Source organism: Bosea vaviloviae, from assembly GCF_001741865.1.
Classification (GTDB): Bacteria; Pseudomonadota; Alphaproteobacteria; order Rhizobiales; family Beijerinckiaceae; genus Allobosea; species Allobosea vaviloviae.
Window position 1 is genome coordinate 666,946 of the sequence record NZ_CP017147.1, and the last position, 20,736, is coordinate 687,681.

Genomic DNA, 20,736 nt, shown 5'->3' on the forward strand with positions numbered 1-20,736 from the left:
CGCCGAGAAAACCGGCAATGACAATTTACATAATTTGTAATTTGTCACAAGATTTTTCAGATAATCCCGGTCTCCAGCACGCGCAGCGCGACGCGGATCAGGGTGGCCAGGCGCGTATCGACGGAGGCCTGCGGCACATCCGCCTCGAGCGCCAGCGCGGCCGGATGGATGAAGCGGTGCGTGGCGTCGATGACGAAGGCGATGGCGCGGTCGCGGTCGCGGGGCTCGAAAGCGCCCGACGCAATGCCCTCGTCGATGACGCGCTCGAACAGCGCGCGCACGCGGGTGCGGTTGCGCCGGCTGATCGCATGGCGCTTGGCGACCGCCTGCGAGAGCGCGGCGAAGAGGTGCGGATCCTCGCTCAGCAGATCGCGATTGCCCTTGGCCAGCGCCAGGATCAACCGTTCAAGCTTGTCGGCGGCGGGGTCGGGCCCATCGGCGATATCGGCAAGCCGCCGCTCGGTCGTCTTCAGCCAGACATCGACGACCGCATCGACCAGCGCCCCGCGCGACGGGAAGTAGCGATAGACATTGGCATGCGTCATGCCCGCCTCCGCCGCTACCGCCACGACGGTGAAGCGCTTCAGCCCGAACTGGCGCAGATGCTCGCTGGCGACCGAGAGGATGCGGGTCTCGCTCGGCTCGCGCGTCGGCATGGGGCCTCAGTTCCGCTCGTCGGCGGGAACGAGCGTTTTGCTCATGATGATGATGCGCCCAGCGTCCTCGATCTTATCCTGAATGGAACGGAACCCCAATTTTCGATAAAAGGGCTCCGCATTGATCGCGGACGGCACCGTCAGACTGTCCAGCCCCTGTTCGCGGGCGATGTCCAGGATACGGGCCATCAAAGTGGCGCCGATGCGCTGTCCCTGTCGATCTGGACTGACGAACACAGTGCGGACCGTCGTCTGATGCAGGCTCGCCGTACCGACAACGATGCCTGCGATCGTCGCGACGAGAACGACACGCTCCGCCATACGCGCCTCGACCCGATCAACTGAGAAGTTGGCGACCACTGTTTCAATCATCTCGGCGGCGTAAAATTTCGCGTTCGTCTCACGCAGAGTTCTTATGACGATCGCGCTGATGGCCGGTGCATCGTCTATCGTAGCCTGCCTGATCATCACTGCATCATGAGGCTCGCGCGTCGGCATGGCTCAGGTTTCCACCAATCCGCCGCTGTCGCCGCTCGCGGCGGAATCGGCGCGGCCATGCGGCAAGGCGAGATAGTCGTCGGAGCGCATCTCGATCAATCGCGAGACCGTGCGATCGAACTCGAAGGCCTCGCGGCCATTGCCGTCCTTGTAGAGTTCGTGCGGCTCGGCCGCCGCCGAAGCGACGAGCTTGACGTGGTGCTCATAGAGCGTGTCGATCAGGATGATGAAACGCTTGGCCTCGTTGCGCCGATCCCGCACCAGCACCGGGATGTCGTCGAGCACCAGCGTGTGGAAGCGCTGCGCCAGCGCGATATAGTCCGACGCGCCATAGGCCTGGCTGCAGAGGTCGGAAAAGCTCGCCCGCGCCACGCCGCCGGCCGCCTGCGGAATCCGCATGTCGTGCCCTTTGACCGACAGCGTCACCGGCGCGCCATGCGCTACGCCGGAGACGCGCCTGAACGCCTCATCGAGCGCAGCCTGCGCCGCCGCGTCGGCCGGGACGTGATAGGTCGGCGCGCCCCCGAGCTTCTCCAGGCGGAAATCGGTGCGCGCATCCAACCTGAGCACCTCGACCTTCTCGGTCAGCAGCGCGACGAAAGGCAGGAACAGCGCCCGGTTGAGCCCGCCCTCATAGAGCCGCGACGGCTCGACATTCGAGGTCGCGACCACGACGACGCCAGCAGCGAACAGGGCCGTGAACAGCCGGCCGAGGATCATCGCATCGGCGATATCGGTGACCGTGAACTCGTCGAAGCAGAGCAGGCTCGCCTCCTCGGCGAGATCGGCCGCGATGGGGGCGATCGGATCGGGCTCCTTGACCTCGCCGGCCTTGAGCTTCTGCCGGTAGGCAAAGATGCGCGAATGCACGTCGGCCAGGAATTCGTGGAAATGCACGCGCCGGCGCTTCGGCACCGGCGCTGCGTCATAGAACATGTCCATCAGCATGGTCTTGCCGCGCCCGACCGAGCCCCAGATGTAGAGCCCCTTGGGGGCCTCCGTCGAAGCCTGCTTGCCGCCGAGCAGCCAGCCGAGCGCGCTGCTCTTCCTGCCCAGGCGGCGCGCGCCCAGGGCCTCGGCCAGCGCCGCGAGGCGCCTGACCACGGCGACCTGCGCCGGATCGCGCTCGATGGCGCCCGCCTCGACCAAGGCGAAGTAACGGTCTGAAATCGAAGCGGCCATGGCGAGGATCGTCGGCGGAAGGGAATTTCCGGTTACGGCAGGCAAGGCCCCGCCGCAAGGCCGGTGACGGCATGGCAGGGGCTCGAAGCCATGCCGGAACAAGCTAGTACGGGCAAATTCTTACCCGTTAGCCCCGCGGCTCCCGCAACCCGGCGCGCTGCATGGCAGCCCTTCCCGGCCATGCTTTCCGTCCGCACCACAACGGCCTAGCCTAGCCAGCCAATGGGACATTGCTCTTAGCGAAAGGCGGCCAGTGATGAAGAAGGGCTCCGACCTCCTGGTTGAAGCGCTCGAGAACGAGGGCGTCGACCGCATTTTCGGTGTGCCGGGCGAGGAGAATCTCGATGTCGTCGAGTCGCTTCGCACCTCCGGCATCAAGCTGATCCTGACGCGGCACGAGCAGGCGGCGGCCTTCATGGCCGCGACCCATGGCCGCTTGACCGGCAAACCCGGCGTCTGCATCGCGACGCTTGGACCTGGCGCGCTCAATTTCTCGACCGGGGCGGCCTATGCCCATCTCGGCGCCATGCCGATGATCCTGATCACCGGCCAGAAGGCGATCATGACCGCCAAGCAGGCGCGCTTCCAGATCGTCGATGTCGTCGCCTCGATGAAGCCATTGACCAAGATGACGCGGCAGATCGTCAGCGTCGCCAGCATCCCATCCGTGGTGCGCGACGCCTTCCGCGTCGCGATGGAGGAGCGGCCGGGTCCGGTCCATCTCGAATTGCCCGAGGATGTCGCAGCCGAGGAGATCGCGGATGCCTCGGTCATTCCGGTCCACCCGCTGGAGCGCCCGGTCGCTCAAGCCACCGCGCTCGACCGCGCCGCCGCAATGATCCTGGCCGCCAAGCACCCGCTCGTCATGATCGGCGCAGCCGGAAACCGGCCACGCCTCGTGGAAGAGCTGTCCTCCTTCGTGCGGCGCACGCGCCTGCCCTTCTTCAACACGCAGATGGGCAAGGGCGCCGTCACCGGTGGCTCGAACCTCTATATGGGCACCGCCGCGCTCTCAGAGCGCGACTACGTCCATCAGGCCGTCGACAAGGCGGACCTGATCATCGCGATCGGTCACGATACCATCGAGAAGCCGCCCTTCCTGATGAAAAGCGCCGGCGGCTCGAAGGTCATCCATATCGGCTACCAATCGGCCAATGTCGAACAGGTCTACCATCCCGACGCCGAGGTGATCGGCGATATCGGCGCGACGGTGACGGGGCTGGCGGACAGGCTCGAAGGCAAGCTCGAAGCCGACCCGTCGATGCTGGCGCTGCGCCAGACGATCCTTGCCCGGATCAATGATCGCGCCGAGGAGGATCGCTTTCCGGTCACGCCGCAGCGCATCGTCCACGACATCCGCCAGGTCATGCCGGAGGACGGCATCGTCTGCCTCGACAACGGCATGTACAAGATCTGGTTCGCCCGGAACTACCGCACCCATGTCGCCAACACGCTGCTGCTCGACAATGCGCTGGCGACGATGGGAGCCGGCCTGCCCTCGGCGATGATGGCGGCGATGCTCTATCCCGAACGACGCGTCATGGCGGTGTGCGGCGATGGCGGCTTCATGATGAATTCGCAGGAGATGGAGACCGCCGTCCGGCTCGGCCTCAACCTCGTCGTCGTCATCCTCAACGACAACGCCTATGGCATGATCCGCTGGAAGCAGTCGGTCGATAATTTCCCCGATTTCGGAATGACCTTCGGCAATCCCGATTTCGTGCGGTATGCGCAAGCCTATGGCGCCAAAGGCTCGCGGGTTGCCTCCGTCGAAGATCTCGTGCCGACGCTGGAGGCCGCCTTCACTGGGGGCGGCGTCCATCTCGTCGAGATCCCGATCGACTATTCCGAGAACACCCGCGTGCTTGTCGAGGAACTGCGCAACCGCAGCCCCGACATCCAGCTCGCCTGACCGGGAGAAAACCCATGCTGCAGGTCGTACAGGCCTTCGATCGCGCGCCGATCACCGAGATCGCGACCGACGACGCGGCCGCCCTGGAAGCCAAGCTCCAGGCGGCCGAGCGCGTCTTCCGCAACCGCGACGGCTGGCTCAAGCCGCATGAACGGATGGCGATCCTGCGCCGGTTGGCCGGGCTGATCGCGGGCAAGCGCGACCATCTCGCTTTGCAGATCGCACGCGAAGGCGGCAAGCCCCTGCCGGACGCGATCGTAGAGGTCACCCGCGCCATCGACGGCGTGCACAACGCCGCCGACGAGTTGCGCAACCTCAGTGGCCGCGAGATCCCGATGGGCCTGTCGCCGGCCGCTGTCGATCGCTGGGCCTTCACCACCAAGGAGCCGATCGGCATCGTCGCCGCGATCTCGGCCTTCAACCATCCGCTGAACCTGATCGTGCATCAGGTCGCCCCTGCGATCGCCACCGGCTGCCCGGTCATCATCAAGCCGGCGGGCACGACGCCGCTCTCCTGTCTCGACTTCGTCGCGCTCGTGCATGAGGCTGGGCTGCCGGAGGCCTGGTGCCAGAGCTTCGTCCCCGAAACGACCGAGCTTGCCGAAAAACTCGCGACCGATCCGCGTATCGGCTTCCTCAGCTTCATCGGCTCGGCCAAGGTCGGCTGGTATCTCCATAGCAAGCTTGCCCATGGCGCGCGCTCGGCGCTGGAGCATGGCGGCGTCGCGCCTGCGATCGTCGACAAGAGCGCCAATCTCGAAGCGATCATCGAGCCGATGGTGAAGGGCGGCTACTACCATGCCGGCCAGGTCTGCGTGTCGACGCAGCGTATCTATGTGCATGATTCCATCGTCAACGACTTCACCGAGCGGCTCGTGGCGCGGGTGAAGAAGCTGCGCACCGGGGATCCCGTGCTGAAGGACACTGAAGTCGGCCCGCTGATCACGCCGAAGGAAGCCGACCGCGTCGCCTCCTGGATCGACGAGGCGGTGAAGGGCGGCGCCAAGCTGCTGACCGGCGGCAAGCGGCTCTCCGAGACGACGCTGGAGCCGACCGTGCTGGTCGATCCTTCCGAGGAGGCACGCATCTCGCGGGAGGAGATCTTCGGCCCGGCCGTCGCGATCTACCGCTATCGCGATCTCGACGATGCGATCGCCCGGGCCAATTCCCTGCCGGTCGCCTTCCAGGCCAGCATCTTCGCGCAGGACATCGACATCGCCTTGCGCGCCGCCAACCGGCTCGATGCCTCAGCCGTCATGATCAATGATCCGACGACCTTCCGCACCGACTGGATGCCCTTCGCCGGCCGCCGCGAATCCGGCTACGCCACCGGCGGCATCCCCTTCACCATGCGCGACATGACGCAGGAGAAGATGATCCTGATGCGCCGGAGCTAGCGCATTGTGCCAAAAATGCTAGCGGTTTTCATGCTGATTTGGCTCTCACTCTTTGATGCACCGAAAAGCGCGGGGAACCCCTCTCCTGTAAGGAGAGGGGCAGGGGTGAGGTGTAGGCCCCTAGACCAGTTACGTGGAAACGTTGCCGTCGATTGCGAGCAGCAGTGGGGTCACGGCCAAACGTCAAACGGCCTACACCTCACCCAACCCTCTCCTTACAGGAGAGGGCTCCCGCGCTCGGTCGGAAACGGAGAGCCGGATGCGAAAAACCGGTACCTTTTTCGCGCAATGCTCTCGATCACGTCGCATGCGGACGGTTCCGTCCGAATGCGAAAAAACGTGATCGATTCTTGGGGTTCAGAGCATTGCTCCCACGAAAATCCGGCGCCCGCTTTTCGCGCAATGCTCTGGGCCCTGCGCACTTGCTCTTCACTCTCGCTTCGGGCAGGTTTCGGAGTGTTGCTGCCGTAAGTTCCAAGCGAGAATTCACTCAAGCCCGTATGCGGAGATTGCGTCCCTATATCTGGAATGCCGTGGCATTTTAAGAGTTCGTAACCCGACCGATGGACACGACACTTCAAAAAGGCCTGATGATTCTTGAAGCCTTGGCCAAGACCGCTGAGCCGAGGAGCGTCGAAGATTTGGCGTTGCAGACGGAATTGAACGAAAGCAACGTTCAAAGCGCGCTCGAAGCCTTCGAATTTGCAGGATATCTCGCGCGCGAGCCGGCCACGGGGCGCTATGAGCTGTCCTTGAAATTATGGGGATTGGGGGTGGGCCTGTTGTCCCGGCTCGACCTCAAGCGGGCGGCGCAGCGCCATCTCTCGGAGCTCGCCTTGCGGACCCGCGAAACCGTGCATCTCTCCGTCCTGACCGGCGCGGATGTGATCTATGTCGACAAGATCGACAGCCCCGAGCTTCTCCATGCCAGTTCACAGATCGGCGGCAAGGCCCCTGCTCATGCAGTGGCGATCGGGAAGGCGATTCTTGCGTTTCAGCCCGCGCATATCATCGAAGGGATCGGGCGCAATCTCGCCGTCTTCACGCCGAAGACCGTCAACAGCCTCGAGGCTCTCCAGCACGAGCTGTCGACGATCCGTTTGCAAGGCTATGCCGTCAATCTCGGGGAATGGCGTGGTGCCGTCTATGGGCTGGCGGCGCCGATCCGGCGCGCCGATGGCGTGGTCGAGGCGGCCGTCGGAATCTCGGGGCCGTCGACCCGCCTGACCCCGGAAATGATCGCTTTGGTCGCCGAGCAGGTCGTCGAGGCTGCGGACGGCATATCGCGGGGGCTCGGCTATCGGGGAGGCCAGGGTTAGCCGCTTTCCGTCTCTGGAGCCCGCCCGTCAGCGCCCTGTTTTTCACGCCCTCTCGCGACCGGAACTTCGTTCCCAGATCACCGCGCCTGGGCCGTCCACATGCGCTTACCCGCTTGACGGAGGCTTGCTGATGCAAGCACAGGCTATCTGTTAGATCACGCCGCATTCGAACGAAATCGTTCGAATGCGGAAAAACGTGATCGATTCTAAAGTTTGAGAGCATTGCTCGCGCGAAAAACCGGTACTCGCTTTTTCGCGCAATGCTCTACCAAAAAATTGGGACGGGAAACGCATTGGCGACGGGACAGCCGGGGATGACAGAGGCGAGGGTCTTCCGCCGCCGCATCTATCACATTGGTGGCTATGACCATGCGCGCCCGGAGATTGTGCATGGTCGGTTCGTCAGGGAGCTGCGGCGCTTTGAGCGCGTCTGGGCGGCGTCCGCCACGGCCTCCGAACCCACCATCGGCGAGGATCTGGCGACCTGGCAGGTGCAGACGCGCGGCGCCAATTGGCAAAGCGAGACGGAATTCTGCCTGGTCCGCTGGGACGACGTGATCGCGACGACGGGTGCCGCTCCGATGTGGCGGCGCCTTCCCGGTGGGCTGTTGTCGTTTTTCGACTTCATCCTGGCTGGAGCGTTCTGGGGATATCTGCGCGCCAGCTGGCGCTATGCGATGTTCTTTCTCTATCCCTTCCTGATCCTGGCGGTCTTGAGCTTGCTCGCGCTGGCTGGTGGGCTGGCTCTGGCGCGCTCGACCAGCTCCAGCCTGATCGGAATCGGGGCCGGCATCGGCATTTTCCTGCTTCTGTTTCATGCAGCGCAGCGCTGGCTCTATCTCGGGCTGCTCCTCGACGATTGGATTTTCTCGCGCCGCTACATCCGCCATGGCGATGCCGTTCTCGACGATCGGTTGCAGCGCGTGGCGACCGACATCGTGCAGGCGGCGCAGGGCGACGCCGTCGATGAAATCCTGATCATCGGGCACAGTCTCGGAGCCGTGCTTGCCATCGATCTGATCGATCGCGCGATCAAGGCCGGGTTGGCGCGGCAGAATGGCGGCCCTCGCATCGCGTTTCTCTCCGCCGGCTCCTCGGTGCTCAAGATCGGGCTCCATCGCGGCGCGAGCCGGCTTCGCGCCGCCGTTGCGCGCTTGAGCACCGTCCCCGCACTGTTCTGGGCCGATTACCAGGCGCGCTCGGACGTGATGAACTTCTATCGCAGCGATCCGCTGCCGTTGATGGGCCTCGCCAAGACGGACTCGCCGCTCATCCGCAGCGTCAGCATCAGGCGCATGCTCGACCCGGCGCGCTATCCCCGCATTCGCAGGAACTGGTACCGGATGCATTGCCAATTCGTCAGGGGCAACGATCGGCGCGCACCATACGACTATTTCATGTTCACCTGCGGGCCGCTCGATGCGGAACGGCAAGCACGATTGAAGGAAGGCGCCATGCACGCATTCGATACTGAGGGCAGAGTTCTCGACCCGGCCTCGTCGACGCAAGCTAGCGCAAATCCGATAGAGGCCTCCCAGCAATGACCCTGACCATCGCGAAGGCGATCTACGTCCTGCTTGCCGTCGGCTGGTATGTCATCCGGATTCCGCATGAGCGGCGCTCGCGGCGCACGCCGATCTCCCGCAGCGCCCGTGGAATGCGGGAGATCGTGTTGCTGACGATCTCGTTCACCGGGCTCGGGCTCCTGCCCTTCATCTATGTCGCAACCGGGTTTCCGCGCTTTGCGAATTATCAGTTCCAGCCGCTGCTGGCCTGGATCGGCGCCGTCGTCGCGATAGCATCCCTAGTCCTGTTCCATCTCACGCATCGCGCGCTCGGCCGCAACTGGTCGGTGTCGCTGGATCTGCGCGAGAGCCATCGCCTCGTCACCGAAGGCGTCTACCGCTATGTCCGGCATCCCATGTATTCGGCCTTCTGGCTCTGGGCGGTCGCGCAGGCCTTGCTGCTGCCGAACCTTATCGCCGGCCTGTCGGGCCTGGTCGGTTTCGGCATTCTGTATTCCTTTCGCGTTGCACAAGAGGAACGCTTGATGCTCGACGCCTTCGGAGCGGAATATGCTGACTACATGGCGCGCACGGGCCGCGTCGTGCCGAGAATCAGCTAGGGAACATAAAAGCTTTCGCCGCGTTTTGGAGCGTATGCAGCTCATCGCTGCAGGGTAGCTGTTAAGCCTCATCGGAAACCATAAATCAGAACACTTTAACCTCTTAGGCTTAGGTGATTGAAAACGCAGGCGATCTGGCATACTCTGCAGCGTGCCTCACGACCGTTGTCCGGCACGGAAAATGGGTATGGTGTTGCGCATCCGCACTAGTAGTCGAATGACTATCATCCATAGTTAGACTGTTCTCAACGAGGGCGAATCAATGAAAAAGCTTCTGGTGTTGACCGTGTCTGTTGCGCTGATGGGCGTCGGAGGATGTGCATCGCTTGGCAAGGGCAAAGGCAAAGCCCCGCCGCCATCTGCTGCACCGATTGTGACGAAGGGCTAGTTCCAGCCCAATAGAAAACGGCCGGTCCAACCGGCCGTTTTCTTATTCTGGATATGCGATGACTCCGGTCATTCGATGATACGGCGACAGCGATCGCTGTGCCGATATGCGTTCCTCGCGAAAGCAGGAGTTATGCGGTGTGGTTTGACCTGAACCAACGAGCGCGCTCTTGGGCCTATATAGCCTGCACTGCAGGCCTGTTCTGCGGCTTCGGCCCGCTCCCAACCCAAGCGCAAGATCGCTTCTCATCCCCTGACGAGAATCGGATAACCGCCACGCAGGACGCTCCGCCCGTCCGCGGAACCCGGCATCGCGTACCGCGACGGGAGATGAGCCAGAGGGCCGACCAGTATTTCGTGGAATTTCGGTCGCGCTACGCCCTCAGCTATGGCCATACCTTTCTCGTCCATGGCCGGCTGAACGCCAGGGGCGAGGTCGGCCAGGTCACGGCCGATCAGGTCGCCGGGCTACATCCCGCAGGCGAAGGCCCGCAGCTTTGGTCCGTCGGGCATGTTTTGCCTGTTCCGGCCGAAACCGGCCCCAGCGATGGCGATCTCGAAGATGAATACATCTCGGCGCGCTTCCGGGTTCCCTTGAACGAGGCTCAATATCGCCGCGTCGCAGCCTATATCAGGAACAAGCAGAAGACCTCTCCGACCTGGCATGCGGTGCTCTATAACTGCAACAGATGGGTCGGCGAGGTCGCGACGTTCATGGGGTTGCAGGCGCCCAACAACACCCTGCTCTATCCGGCCGATTACATCGCCAGCCTGCGGTCTCTCAACCGCAGCAGGGTTACGGACTCGGCCTTTTCGGCTCATCGCGTTCAATAAGCGAGAACGCTTCCGGTCCTCGCGCGCTGCCATGTCATGGCGGCGCGCAAGTTCGCTCGAAAACGCTCTAGCAGGCTGCTGAAGAAGTCTGTTCTGGCTCTTGGTTTAGATGGTCTTTGCTGTTTTGGCAGCGACTGGCGCAGCTGGGAAGCGTCGGCGGCTTGTCTTCTGGTGGATGCTGCTGCCGGAGCGTGGCTTGGTCCGCTTGGCGCTGCCCTTCATGCGGTCGCCTGGGCTAGAAGCTTGGGGATGCGGACGAGGTTGTAGGCGGCAACTGCGAAGGTGAAGACCGCCTCGGCCTTGGTCCGGGACCGGACCTTGACCTTGGCCAGCCCGGCCTGGGTCTTGATCCAGCCGAAGACCTCCTCGATGCGCTTGCGGCAACGCTGGCTGATCGCGTAGCCGGGATGGCGGGTGATGCGGCCGTCGATGGCGGTCTTGCGCACCTTGCCGGTCTTGGACACCGCGCCGTTGATGGCGATGTGCGGCGTCACCTGGCGCGCCCGCAGGTCGCCCACGAAGGCCTCGACATCGTAGGCCTTGTCGGCTCCCAACGTGATCCGATGCCGGCTTTCGCGCCGGTCGAGCATCGCAAGCGTTGCCTCGCGCTCGGCCGTGCCGGTGGCGTGGGTCAGCGTCGCGTCCACCACGAGGCCATGGCGGTTCTCCATCAGCGCATGGCCTATGAAGCACAGCCGGCTCTCGTGCCCGTCGCTCTTGCGATAGAGCCGGGCATCGGGATCGGTGGTCGAGGCATGGGTTACATTCGAGCGCTTTTCCTTGCGGAAGTTGCGCTCGCCGTTGCGGCCAGGCCCAGGCGGCTCGTCCGAGCCGTCCTTGCGCCGGAAGCTCTTCATCGAGGCCCAGGCATCGATCAGCGTGCCATCGACGGAGAAGTGGTCGCTCGACAGGAGCTGCTTCACCTGGCGCAAAGCCAGCAGCCCCGACAGGAAGGTGTGGGCCACATCCGCTTCCAGAAGCCGGTCGCGGTTGTGCGTGAACACCGTCGGGTGCCAGACCGCGGCATCCATCTCAAGCCCGACGAACCACCGGAACAGCAGATTGTAGTCGATCTGCTCCATCAGCATCCGCTCGGAGCGAACCGAGAAGAACGCCTGCAGCAGCGTCGCGCGCAGCAGCATCTCCGGTGGGATCGAGGGCCGACCCATCTGCGAATACAGCGTCTCGAAGCGACCGTTCAGACCCGCCAGAACCTCGTCCGCCAAAGCCCGGATCGCTCGCAGCGGATGATCCGCAGGAACCCGCTCTTCCAGCCGGATGTAGCTGAACAGGCTATCCGACCGATCCTCACGTCCCCGCATCGCAAGACCCCGCATCTGCCTCAGACAGAATGAATCATCTCCAAGACGATCCCGCCAGAGACTTCTGCAGCAGCCTGCTAGCGATCAGCGCAGGACCAGGACCGGGGTTCCGACCGAGACGCGTTCGAACAGATCGACGATATCGTCGTTGAACATCCGAAAGCAGCCATAGGATGCGAAGGTGCCGATGGATTCAGGCCGATTGGTGCCATGGATCGCATATTGGCCGCCGCCGGACAGCGTCAGCGCCCGCGCGCCCATCGGGTTGCGTGGCGAGCCGCCTGGAATGACGTCCGGCAGTTTCGGGTTGTCGCGCTTGATCTCGTCGGGCGGCGACCAGGCAGGTTCGACATGCTTGCCCTCGACCAGCACCTCGCCAAGCCATTGCTTGGAGGCCTTTCCGACGGCGACCTGGTACCGGATGGCGGTGCCATCGCCCCGCACCCAGTACAGACGCCGCTCCTTGGTCTTGATGACGATCGCGCCCGCCGCCGCCTCACCCTTATAGGCAACGACTTCGCGGGCTTTGGCCGGCATGGCAACCGCCAACGCAAGCAATACGAGACTTGTCCGCAACATCTCTTGTGAGCCCCAGCCAGTGCAGAGCAGCAAGACCACCATAACTCAGTAACCCGTGGATTTCCAACCGGAAATTGCCAGCCGATGGGGCTGGCACAAGAAGCTGGCAGCGCCCAAGCACCCTCCCCTGAATCGCCAATCCGGGACCGCAGAACGCTCGACCATCCGGGATTGGAATATTCGAGACCCGGGGGCTGGAGCGCCGGCTGCCCAGCTCCGGTCCCTCGCGAAGGCGCAGGCTCGGCCTGACTGTAAGGGCGTCCCAGCCCCTCCTATACCATCGTATATTTCGCGACCCCATGGTCCGATTGACCGGATATGCCCCCGCGAGCACAGAGGGCATGTCTTCACCGCGCTCGCGGTCCGAAGAGACTTAGCAACAACCGGTCCAGCCCTTCCCGGGATGAAGACCCTAGCGATCGATCGACCATGGCTCCCGGCCGTGGGCGAGAGGTCATGCCGTCAGCATGGATCACGTTCGGTACAGGCCTGCGGGCGGAGCTTCGAGCGATCCGAGGAGGTGGATCATGAGCAACATCATTCTCTTCCGCAGCCGGGCGGCCCTTTCCAGCCGAGGCCGGGGCGACGGCATCGGTTTCAGCAAGAACGCCTGCGCGATCGTTCGCCTGCATCCCGCACGGCGTCCAACACCGGTCGCGGTATGGCGTCTCAACGCAGCCGGTCGCCTGGAATGCCGCTGGGCCAGCCAGGAGAGCGGTTCCCTCGACGAGGCCCGACCTTGTGACGGCTGGAACGACCGGGCGGCTTGAGCCGCTTGGTCGAGCCGACCGCCCCCTTGCATGCGAGATCGCGGCGACACGATCGCCCGACCGGCAACAGAAGCCCGAGGTGACCCATGGTGTTTCTCTCAAATGACCGAGGCGCTCACAGCGCGCTGGCTGCGCTCACTCGCAACCGCATCCTGCCCAACATCTACGATCTGGCCGCCTTCTCGCTGCTCGCAGCGGTCGCCGTGCTGGCGTTCCATGGCGCCGCCGGGATGCGCTCGCCGCTGGAGGGCCTTGCCACCACACCGGTCGCGCTCGATCCGATCCTGTTGCCGGAATACGCGCTCCGCACAACGCTCAGGATGTTCGCGGCGATCATCGCCTCGCTGATCTTCACCTTTGTCGTCGCGACACTCGCCGCCAAGAGCCGGCGCGCCGAGATGATCATCATTCCGGCGCTCGACATCCTGCAGTCGGTGCCGGTTCTCGGCTTCCTGACCTTCACCGTCACCTTCTTCATGGGCCTGTTCCCGGGCAGCCAGCTCGGGGCCGAATGCGCCGCGATCTTTGCGATCTTCACCAGCCAGGCCTGGAACATGGCCTTTTCCTTCTACCAGTCGCTCAGGACCGTGCCGCGCGATCTCGACGAAGTCAGCCGCGGCTTTGGCCTCTCGTCCTGGCAGCGTTTCTGGCGGCTGGAGGCTCCCTTTGCGACGCCGGGCCTGGTCTGGAACACGATGATGTCGATGTCGGGCGGCTGGTTCTTCGTGGTCGCCTCCGAGGCGATCACGGTGGGCGACACGACCGTCCAATTACCGGGGCTTGGCTCCTGGCTCGCACTCGCCATCAAGGAGCAGGACTTCGCCGCCGTCGCCTGGGCGGTGCTGGCCATGGCGATCGTGATCGGCCTGTATGACCAGCTCCTGTTCCGCCCCATCGTCGCCTGGGCCGACAAGTTCCGCTTCGAGCAGACGGCCGGCCAGCAGAAGCCGCACTCCTGGGTCTATGGGCTGATCCGGCGCACGCGTCTGCTCAAATATCTCTCGGCCCCATTCGCCTGGCTCTGGAATCGGCTCCTGCTGGTGCGGCTGTCGCATACGCGCCGCGCCGCGCCGGCGCGCAGGCGAGACGCACAGGCGACCACGCGGGCAGTCGACTATGCCTGGCTCGGCCTGATCATCGCCATCGGCACTTGGGGTGCCTGGACGGCCGTGTCCTATGTCGGCCAGAGCTTGTCCCTGTCCGACGTCTGGGACCCCTTGGGCCGCGGCCTCGTCACTCTGCTCAGGGTCATCGTGCTCATCGCGGTAGCCAGCCTGATCTGGGTGCCGCTGGGCGTCTGGATCGGCCTGCGGCCGGCCGTGGCCGAGCGCGTCCAGCCGATCGCGCAGTTCCTGGCGGCCTTTCCCGCCAATGTGCTGTTTCCCTTCGCGGTCGTCGCCATCGTCGCGACCGGCGCGAACGCCGACATCTGGCTCTCGCCTCTGATGGTGCTCGGCACGCAATGGTACATCCTGTTCAACGTGATCGCAGGCGCGAGCGCCTTTCCGACCGATCTGCGCGAGGTCTCCTCGGTCTACCAGCTGCGCTCCTGGACCTGGTGGCGGCGCGTCATGCTGCCGGGGATCTTCCCCTATTACGTCACCGGGGCGCTGACGGCATCGGGCGGCTCGTGGAACGCCAGCATCGTCGCCGAGGTGGTGAGCTGGGGCGATACCAAGCTCGAAGCCTATGGGCTCGGCTCGTATATCGCCAAGGCGACCGAGACGGGCGATTTCCCCCGCGTCATCCTTGGCATCGCCGTGATGTCGCTCTTCGTCACCCTGTTCAACCGCACGCTCTGGCGCCCGCTCTACGTCTTCGCGGAACGCCGCCTGCGCCTCGACTGACCCCTTCCGCTGGAGGATCGCACCATGGACGCCACCGTCATCACCCGGACGCCCCAGACTGGCGGGATCGTGCCGCTCGTCAGCGCTGCCCAAATCTGCCAGACCTACGACAAGGGCGCATCGGGCTCGCTCATCGTGCTCGACAAGGTCGATGTCGAGCTCAGGCCCGCCGAGATCGTCGGCCTGCTCGGCCGCTCCGGGTCGGGCAAGTCGACCCTTCTTCGCGCCATCGCCGGCCTGATCCGGCCAAGCAGCGGCATCGTCACCTTTCAGGGCAAGCCGGTGACCGGACCGACCTCGGGTGTCGCCGTGGTCTTCCAGAGCTTTGCGCTGTTCCCCTGGCTGACCGTGCTGGAGAATGTCGAGCTCGGGCTGGAGGCGCAGGGCGTGGTCCCGGCCGAGCGGCGCAAGCGTGCGCTCGCGGCAATCGACCTGATCGGCCTCGACGGCTTCGAGAGCGCCTATCCGAAGGAGCTTTCAGGCGGCATGCGCCAACGCGTCGGCCTAGCGCGTGCGCTCGTCGTCCATCCCAAGGTGCTGCTGATGGACGAGCCGTTCTCGGCGCTCGACGTGCTCACGGCGGAGACCCTGCGCACCGACCTGCTCGACCTCTGGTGCGAAGGGCGGATGCCGATCGAGGCCATCCTGATGGTGACCCACAACATCGAGGAGGCGGTGCTGATGTGCGACCGCATTCTGATCTTCGGCTCGAATCCCGGCCGGGTAATCGCCGAGATCAAGGTCGATATGCCCCAGCCCCGCAACCGGCTCGACCCGACCTTCCGCATGCTGGTCGAGGATATCTATGCCCGCATGACCGCCAGATCGGGTGCACCGGTGCGCGAGGGCCTTTTCCCCGGCACCGGCATCTCCATGTCGCTGCCGCGCGTCTCGACCAATCTGATGGCCGGCATGATCGAGGCGATCGCGGCCGATCCGTACAAGGGCGAGGCCGACCTGCCGCCGCTTGCGGCCGAGCTGCATCTTGAGATCGATGATCTCTTCCCGGTGGCGGAAACGCTCCAACTCCTGCGCTTCGCCGATCTGGAGGGCGGCGACATCAAGCTGACGGCGCCTGGCCTGCGTTTCGCCGACAGCGACGTCGACGAGCGCAAGCGTCTCTTCTCGCAGCATCTGGCGATCTACGTTCCGCTTGCGGCCCATATTCGCCGCGTGCTCGACGAGCGGCCGAGCCATCGTGCCCCGGCGCGGCGCTTTCGCGACGAGCTTGAGGATCACATGTCGGAAGACTACGCCGCCACGACCCTGAAGGCGGTCACGAACTGGGCGCGCTACGCTGAGTACTTCGCCTATGACGAGCAAGCCGACCTGTTCACGCTCGACGATCCCAACTGAACCCGGCGGGTCGCGATGGTCGCACCCCACCGCGGATCGGTTGGAGCGTTTTCGAGCGAAGTGGACGCCGGTTCTCCCGCGCAAACGCGAAGCGTTTGCGCGGGAGAAAACGCGTTAAAACAAAGATCTAGAGCAATTGAACGATCCAATCGGATCGGAGATTGCTCTAAGATATAGATCAAAGGCAGGTTCGCTGGGGTCGGTGCAAAGGTCGGTGCATGAGACGCAAAAGGCTGACATTTCCGATCGAAAGGCCCCTGCTTTGGCTGGGGCTTTCAGTGTTCGTCGCGGCCATCTTCGCTGCCGACACCGTCACGGACCGGGAAATCGCCTTCGCTGTCCTCTATGTTGCTGTCATCCTGATCGCGGCACAGTCCGGCCGGACGCGCTTCGTCGCGACCATCGGTATCGGATGCGCCGTCCTGACGGTCGTGAGCTATATCCTCACCACGCAAGGCGACCGTCAGTCAGGCTTGGTGAACGGCGCCTTGAGCCTGCTCGCCATCGCAACGACGACCTTTCTCGCGATCAGGAACGAGACCACCGAGGCGCGCGCCCGACAGGCCCTGGCGGATCTGGCCCATATGGCGCGCGTCACCACCATGGGGGAACTCACGGCCTCGATCGCCCATGAGGTCAGCCAGCCGCTTGCCGGCATCGTCGCCAATGGGCACGCCGCCTTGCGCTGGCTCGACGCATCGCCCCCTTCGCCCGATGAAGCCAGGCGCGCGCTCGGCCGCGTCGTGACGGATGCCGATCGCGCCGGCGAGGTCATCGGCCGCGTCCGCCGCCTCGTCACCAAATCTCCGCCCTCGCGCGACAGGGTCGACCTCGTCGAACTGATCGATGAGGCCCTGGTTCTGGCGCGCGCCGAAATCCGCCGGAACCGCGTCGTGCTGCGCACCGATTACGGCGTCGACCTTCCGCCCCCGTTGGTCGACCGTGTCCAGCTGCAACAGGTCGTCCTCAATCTCGTGGTCAACGCCGCGGAGACGATGGGTGGCCTGGAGACAGGCCCGCGTGACCTGCTCGTCAGCGCGGCCTCTGACGCCAGCAAGATCACGGTGAGCGTTCGCGACACCGGCGCCAGTCTCGCGCCAGTGGCAATCGCGCAGGTGTTCGAAGCCTTCTACACGACCAAGCCCGGCGGCATGGGTATGGGGCTGGCGATCAGCCGCTCGATCGTCGAGGCTCATGGCGGCACGATCTATGCCGCGCTCAACCATCCGCGCGGCATGGTGTTCGGCTTCACGCTCCCGCTGAACACGACGAGGACGGTCTAGGAATGAGCCAGGAGACCCCAACCGTCTTCGTCATCGACGACGATCCCTCCGTGCGGGACGGGCTCGACAGCCTGTTCCGGTCCGTGGGCTATGCGGTTGCATGCTTCGCATCGGTCCGGGAGTTTGCGCTGGTTCGCCGCCCCGACCAGCCGTCTTGCCTGGTTCTCGACGTCAGGATGCCCGGGCCCAGCGGCATGGATTTCCAGGCGGAGCTGGCAAAATTGCGCGATCCCCTCCCGGTCATCTTTCTGACCGGCCATGGCGATGTGCCGATGGCCGTGCGCGCCATGAAGGCCGGCGCCGTCGAATTCCTGCTGAAACCCTTTCGCGAGCAGGACCTGCTCGACGCGATCCGCGCCGCCATCGACATCGATCGCGAGAGGCGCGCGGGAGAGGCGGCGCTGGCCGAGATCAAGGCGTGCTTCGAGACGCTGTCGATGCGCGAGAGGGATGTGATGGCGTTCGTCGTCCAGGGCCGCCTCAACAAGCAGATTGCAGCCGACCTCAACCTCAGCGAGATCACCGTGAAGGTCCACCGTGGCCAGGCCATGCGCAAGATGAAGGCCGCAACGCTTGCGGATTTGATCCGCATGGCAGACAGGCTGACATCCCCGGGTGGACGAAGCTGAAAGGGAGCAGCCGGCCCTTGCCGCCCGCAGATCTTCGGTCGCCTCTGCATCGCGCACTGCTCTCGCTCTGATCGATATTTGGGCTTCGCCTTGACCCGTCATTGCGAGCACCCGGGTCTTGCCTTCGGCAAGCCCGAGTACAGGCTCCGCGAAGCAATCCAGGAGCTGCCGAGCGAGACCTCCTGGATTGCTTCGTCGCTCAGCTCCTCGCAATGACGATTCAAGGCATAGGAAAAACGCTCACGGCTAAAGATCCGTGCTTTGCGGCAGGATCACGAGATCGCGGATCGTGACGTTGCGGGGCCGGCTGAGCATGAAGAAGACGGCTTCCGCCACCTCCTCGGCTTCGATCAGGCCGCCGGCCGCGCGCTCGGCTTCGAGCTTTTCCCGAGGCCAGTCCGCAATCAGCGCCGTCGCGACCGGGCCGGGCAGGACGGCCCCGACACGCAGGCCGTGCGGAATGACCTGACGACGGACGGTATGAACGAAGGCCTGCACCGCGTGCTTGGAGGCGGTGTAGATCGGCTCCCACACCACCGGGACGACGCCGGCAACCGAACTCGTGACGATGATGTCGCCGGTCTTGCGCGCGATCATATGCGGCAACACGGCGTGGATGCTGCGGAAGGTGGCGTTGACGTTGAGATTCAGCATCCGGTCCCAGGCGTCAGGATCGCCATCACTGACCGGCCCGCCGACATAGGAGCCGGCATTGGCATGGAAGATGTCCAGCTGGCCGGTCCTTGCGAGAATCTGCGGCATCATGCCGGCGACCGAAGCGGCATCGGTCAGATCGACGACGAGCGGTATCGCCTCCGCGCCGAGCGGGCCGCATATGCGAGCCAGCGCTGCTTCGTCGCGATCGACCAGAATGACGCAGGCTCCGGCTGCGAGCAGGCGCTTTGCGCAAGCGAGCCCGATACCCGAGGCGGCGCCGGTGATCGCGGCGGTTTTTCCGGCCAGTTGCTGCGTCACGTGGTCCACTCCGATACTGCGTGATCTTCGGTTGCGCGCATCAGGTCGCGCGCCACGCGCGCGGCGTCCTGCAGATGGTCGAAGGCGGCAAAACGCCTGTCGTGCAGCGCGGCAATAGTGCCGCCGGCTGGTGTGAAGGCGCTCGCTGCCGGGGCCATCTCGGTCATGGCCTGGGCGAGATCCTGGAAGGCGCCGGCGGCAGTCGCACCGAGCATCGCCGCGCCGAGCAGGACGGGGTCGACATCGTCGGGTACGAGCACGGGCAAACCGGCGCAGTCGGCCAGCACTTGCCGGATCAGGGGATGGCGGCCCGCGCCGCCGCTGAGCACGATCGCCTCGATCATGGCGCCCTGGGCGCGGCTGGCCTTCAGAATCTGCCGCAGCCCGTAGCCGATACCCGTAAGCCCCGCGACATAGAGCGCGACGAGGTGGTCGAGATCGCGCTCCATGCCGAGACCGGCGATCAAGGCGCGCGCCTGCGGATCGGCATGGGGCGAGCGATTGCCGAGGACATCAGGCACGACGACGAGGCTCCTCGCCAACCGCACGGCATCGGAGAGCTCGTCGCTCCGTCCAGCCGCGCGGTCTGCCAGCCAGGCGGGCAGCGAAAGACCATCTTTCGCGGCCAGGCGCTGCGCCTCCGGCGTGGCCGGATGGAAGCCGATCAACTGCTCGATCGCCGCGCCAGCGGCGGACTGGCCGCCTTCGCTGAGCCAGAGTCCCGGCACCATCGCCGAGAAATAGGGGCCCCAGACGCCCGGGATGAAGATCGGTTCCCGGCTGCTCGCCATGGTGCAGGCCGAGGTGCCGAAGACATAGGCCATGCGGGTCAGAGCCGTGCCGTGGGGCGAACGGACGCCGACTGAGCCGAGACCGCCGGCATGTGCGTCGATCAGCCCGGCCGCAACGGCCGTGCCCGGCTTCAAACCGAGATCGGCCGCGGCCTGCACCGTGAGGCCCTGGCCCAGGGCCGTGCCACCGGGAACGATCTCGATGCCGATGCGCTCAAAACCTTGCTCGGCCAGATCGCCGAGCCCGATCTGGTGGAAGTAGCCGGCGTCCCAGCGCGCCTCATGCGCCAGATAGGTCCATTTGCAGGTGACCGTGCAGGATGAGCGCGCCAGCGAGCCGCTCGCCCGCCAGGTCAGGAAATCGGCGAGGTCGAAGAACTGCCAGGCCGCATCATAGCTCTCCGGCAGATGCTCCTTGAGCCAGAGCAGCTTCGGCGTTTCCATCTCGGGCGAGATCGTGCCGCCGACATAGGCGAGCACCGGATGTTTGATGCGGTTGATGCGCTCAGCCTGCGCCAGCGCGCGGTGATCCATCCAGACGATGATGTCGCGGCTCGCATCGCCATGGGCGCCGACAGGCAGCGATGCCCCGTTCTGTCCAAGCACGACGAGCGAGCATGTCGCATCGAAGCCGATACCGGCGATGGCCTCTGCTGCGAGCTTCGCTTGCGCCATCGCCGCGCGCACGCTGGCGCAGACGGCGCGCCAGATATCCTCGCTCGACTGTTCCGCGATATCCGGCCCGTCCTGATGGAGCGCGATGTCGCGCTTGCCCGTCGCGAGCATGCGCCCGTTCCGGTCGAAGATGCCGGCACGGGCGCTGCCGGTGCCGACGTCGATGCCAATGAAATGCTCGGTCATATCCTCGCTATCC

Annotated in this window: 19 protein-coding genes; 12 read left to right on the forward strand and 7 right to left on the reverse strand. The window is 64.7% G+C overall.

Annotation, left to right across the window (positions count from 1 at the left end):
• Positions 1-56: 56 nt before the first annotated feature.
• The 3 genes from BHK69_RS03175 to zapE are packed head-to-tail and all read right to left on the reverse strand — an operon-like array spanning position 57 to position 2,336.
• The gene (locus BHK69_RS03175; protein WP_069688843.1) at positions 57-656 is read right to left on the reverse strand and encodes a TetR/AcrR family transcriptional regulator; all 600 of its coding nucleotides are present in this window, start codon (positions 654-656) and stop codon (positions 57-59) included.
• Positions 657-662: 6 nt separating this feature from the next.
• Positions 663-1,154 carry a GNAT family N-acetyltransferase gene (locus tag BHK69_RS03180; protein ID WP_244548384.1) on the reverse strand — a complete coding sequence of 164 codons (492 nt, stop codon included), beginning with the start codon at positions 1,152-1,154 and terminating at the stop codon, positions 663-665.
• A gap of 3 nt (positions 1,155-1,157) precedes the next feature.
• Positions 1,158-2,336: a cell division protein ZapE gene (zapE, locus tag BHK69_RS03185; protein WP_069688844.1), complete on the reverse strand. Its 1,179-nt coding sequence runs from the start codon at positions 2,334-2,336 to the stop codon at positions 1,158-1,160.
• Between the two features lie 256 nt (positions 2,337-2,592).
• Here zapE and BHK69_RS03190 point away from each other — a divergent pair, with 256 nt between their 5' ends.
• The 7 genes from BHK69_RS03190 (at position 2,593) to BHK69_RS03215 (ending at position 10,310) form a co-directional block, all read left to right on the forward strand.
• Positions 2,593-4,248: an acetolactate synthase large subunit gene (locus BHK69_RS03190; RefSeq protein ID WP_069688845.1), complete on the forward strand. Its 1,656-nt coding sequence runs from the start codon at positions 2,593-2,595 to the stop codon at positions 4,246-4,248.
• Positions 4,249-4,262: 14 nt separating this feature from the next.
• The gene (locus BHK69_RS03195) at positions 4,263-5,645 is read left to right on the forward strand and encodes an aldehyde dehydrogenase family protein (protein WP_069688846.1); all 1,383 of its coding nucleotides are present in this window, start codon (positions 4,263-4,265) and stop codon (positions 5,643-5,645) included.
• A gap of 563 nt (positions 5,646-6,208) precedes the next feature.
• Positions 6,209-6,964, forward strand: coding sequence for an IclR family transcriptional regulator (locus BHK69_RS03200; protein WP_069688847.1), 756 nt, complete (start codon positions 6,209-6,211; stop codon positions 6,962-6,964).
• A 314-nt stretch (positions 6,965-7,278) separates the two neighbouring features.
• Entirely contained in the window at positions 7,279-8,508 is a 1,230-nt protein-coding gene (locus BHK69_RS03205; RefSeq protein ID WP_069688848.1) for a hypothetical protein, read from the forward strand.
• A complete protein-coding gene (locus BHK69_RS03210; RefSeq protein ID WP_069688849.1) occupies positions 8,505-9,089 on the forward strand; it encodes a protein-S-isoprenylcysteine O-methyltransferase in 585 nt (194 codons plus the stop codon). Before BHK69_RS03205 ends, BHK69_RS03210 begins: the two co-directional genes overlap by 4 nt.
• 262 nt (positions 9,090-9,351) lie before the next feature.
• Entirely contained in the window at positions 9,352-9,477 is a 126-nt protein-coding gene (locus tag BHK69_RS31840; protein ID WP_148663307.1) for an ABC transporter, read from the forward strand.
• Positions 9,478-9,806: 329 nt separating this feature from the next.
• A complete protein-coding gene (locus BHK69_RS03215) occupies positions 9,807-10,310 on the forward strand; it encodes a hypothetical protein (RefSeq protein ID WP_083269089.1) in 504 nt (167 codons plus the stop codon).
• Positions 10,311-10,528: 218 nt separating this feature from the next.
• On the opposite strand, the gene BHK69_RS03220 is transcribed toward BHK69_RS03215, so the two are convergent.
• Positions 10,529-11,632: an IS5 family transposase gene (locus tag BHK69_RS03220; protein WP_069693334.1), complete on the reverse strand. Its 1,104-nt coding sequence runs from the start codon at positions 11,630-11,632 to the stop codon at positions 10,529-10,531.
• A gap of 84 nt (positions 11,633-11,716) precedes the next feature.
• Positions 11,717-12,211, reverse strand: coding sequence for a L,D-transpeptidase (locus BHK69_RS03225; RefSeq protein WP_069693335.1), 495 nt, complete (start codon positions 12,209-12,211; stop codon positions 11,717-11,719).
• 527 nt (positions 12,212-12,738) lie between these two features.
• Between BHK69_RS03225 and BHK69_RS31845 the strand changes: the two genes are divergently transcribed.
• From BHK69_RS31845 to BHK69_RS03245, 5 genes are all read left to right on the forward strand, one after another.
• The gene (locus BHK69_RS31845) at positions 12,739-12,981 is read left to right on the forward strand and encodes a hypothetical protein (protein WP_148663308.1); all 243 of its coding nucleotides are present in this window, start codon (positions 12,739-12,741) and stop codon (positions 12,979-12,981) included.
• Between the two features lie 86 nt (positions 12,982-13,067).
• Positions 13,068-14,828: an ABC transporter permease gene (locus tag BHK69_RS03230; protein WP_069688850.1), complete on the forward strand. Its 1,761-nt coding sequence runs from the start codon at positions 13,068-13,070 to the stop codon at positions 14,826-14,828.
• Positions 14,829-14,852: 24 nt separating this feature from the next.
• Positions 14,853-16,184, forward strand: coding sequence for an ABC transporter ATP-binding protein (locus tag BHK69_RS03235; RefSeq protein WP_069688851.1), 1,332 nt, complete (start codon positions 14,853-14,855; stop codon positions 16,182-16,184).
• A 278-nt stretch (positions 16,185-16,462) separates the two neighbouring features.
• Complete coding sequence (locus BHK69_RS03240) at positions 16,463-17,467, forward strand: sensor histidine kinase (RefSeq protein WP_244548385.1); 1,005 nt, start codon at positions 16,463-16,465, stop codon at positions 17,465-17,467.
• 2 nt (positions 17,468-17,469) lie between these two features.
• Entirely contained in the window at positions 17,470-18,096 is a 627-nt protein-coding gene (locus BHK69_RS03245) for a response regulator transcription factor (protein WP_069688853.1), read from the forward strand.
• A gap of 246 nt (positions 18,097-18,342) precedes the next feature.
• Here BHK69_RS03245 and BHK69_RS03250 read toward each other — a convergent pair whose 3' ends face one another.
• Entirely contained in the window at positions 18,343-19,071 is a 729-nt protein-coding gene (locus BHK69_RS03250) for an SDR family oxidoreductase (RefSeq protein WP_069688854.1), read from the reverse strand.
• Positions 19,068-20,723 (reverse strand): FGGY-family carbohydrate kinase, encoded by a 1,656-nt coding sequence (locus BHK69_RS03255; RefSeq protein ID WP_069688855.1) that lies wholly within the window; start codon positions 20,721-20,723, stop codon positions 19,068-19,070. The genes BHK69_RS03250 and BHK69_RS03255 overlap by 4 nt, the downstream gene beginning before the upstream one ends.
• Between the last annotated feature and the right edge of the window lie 13 nt (positions 20,724-20,736).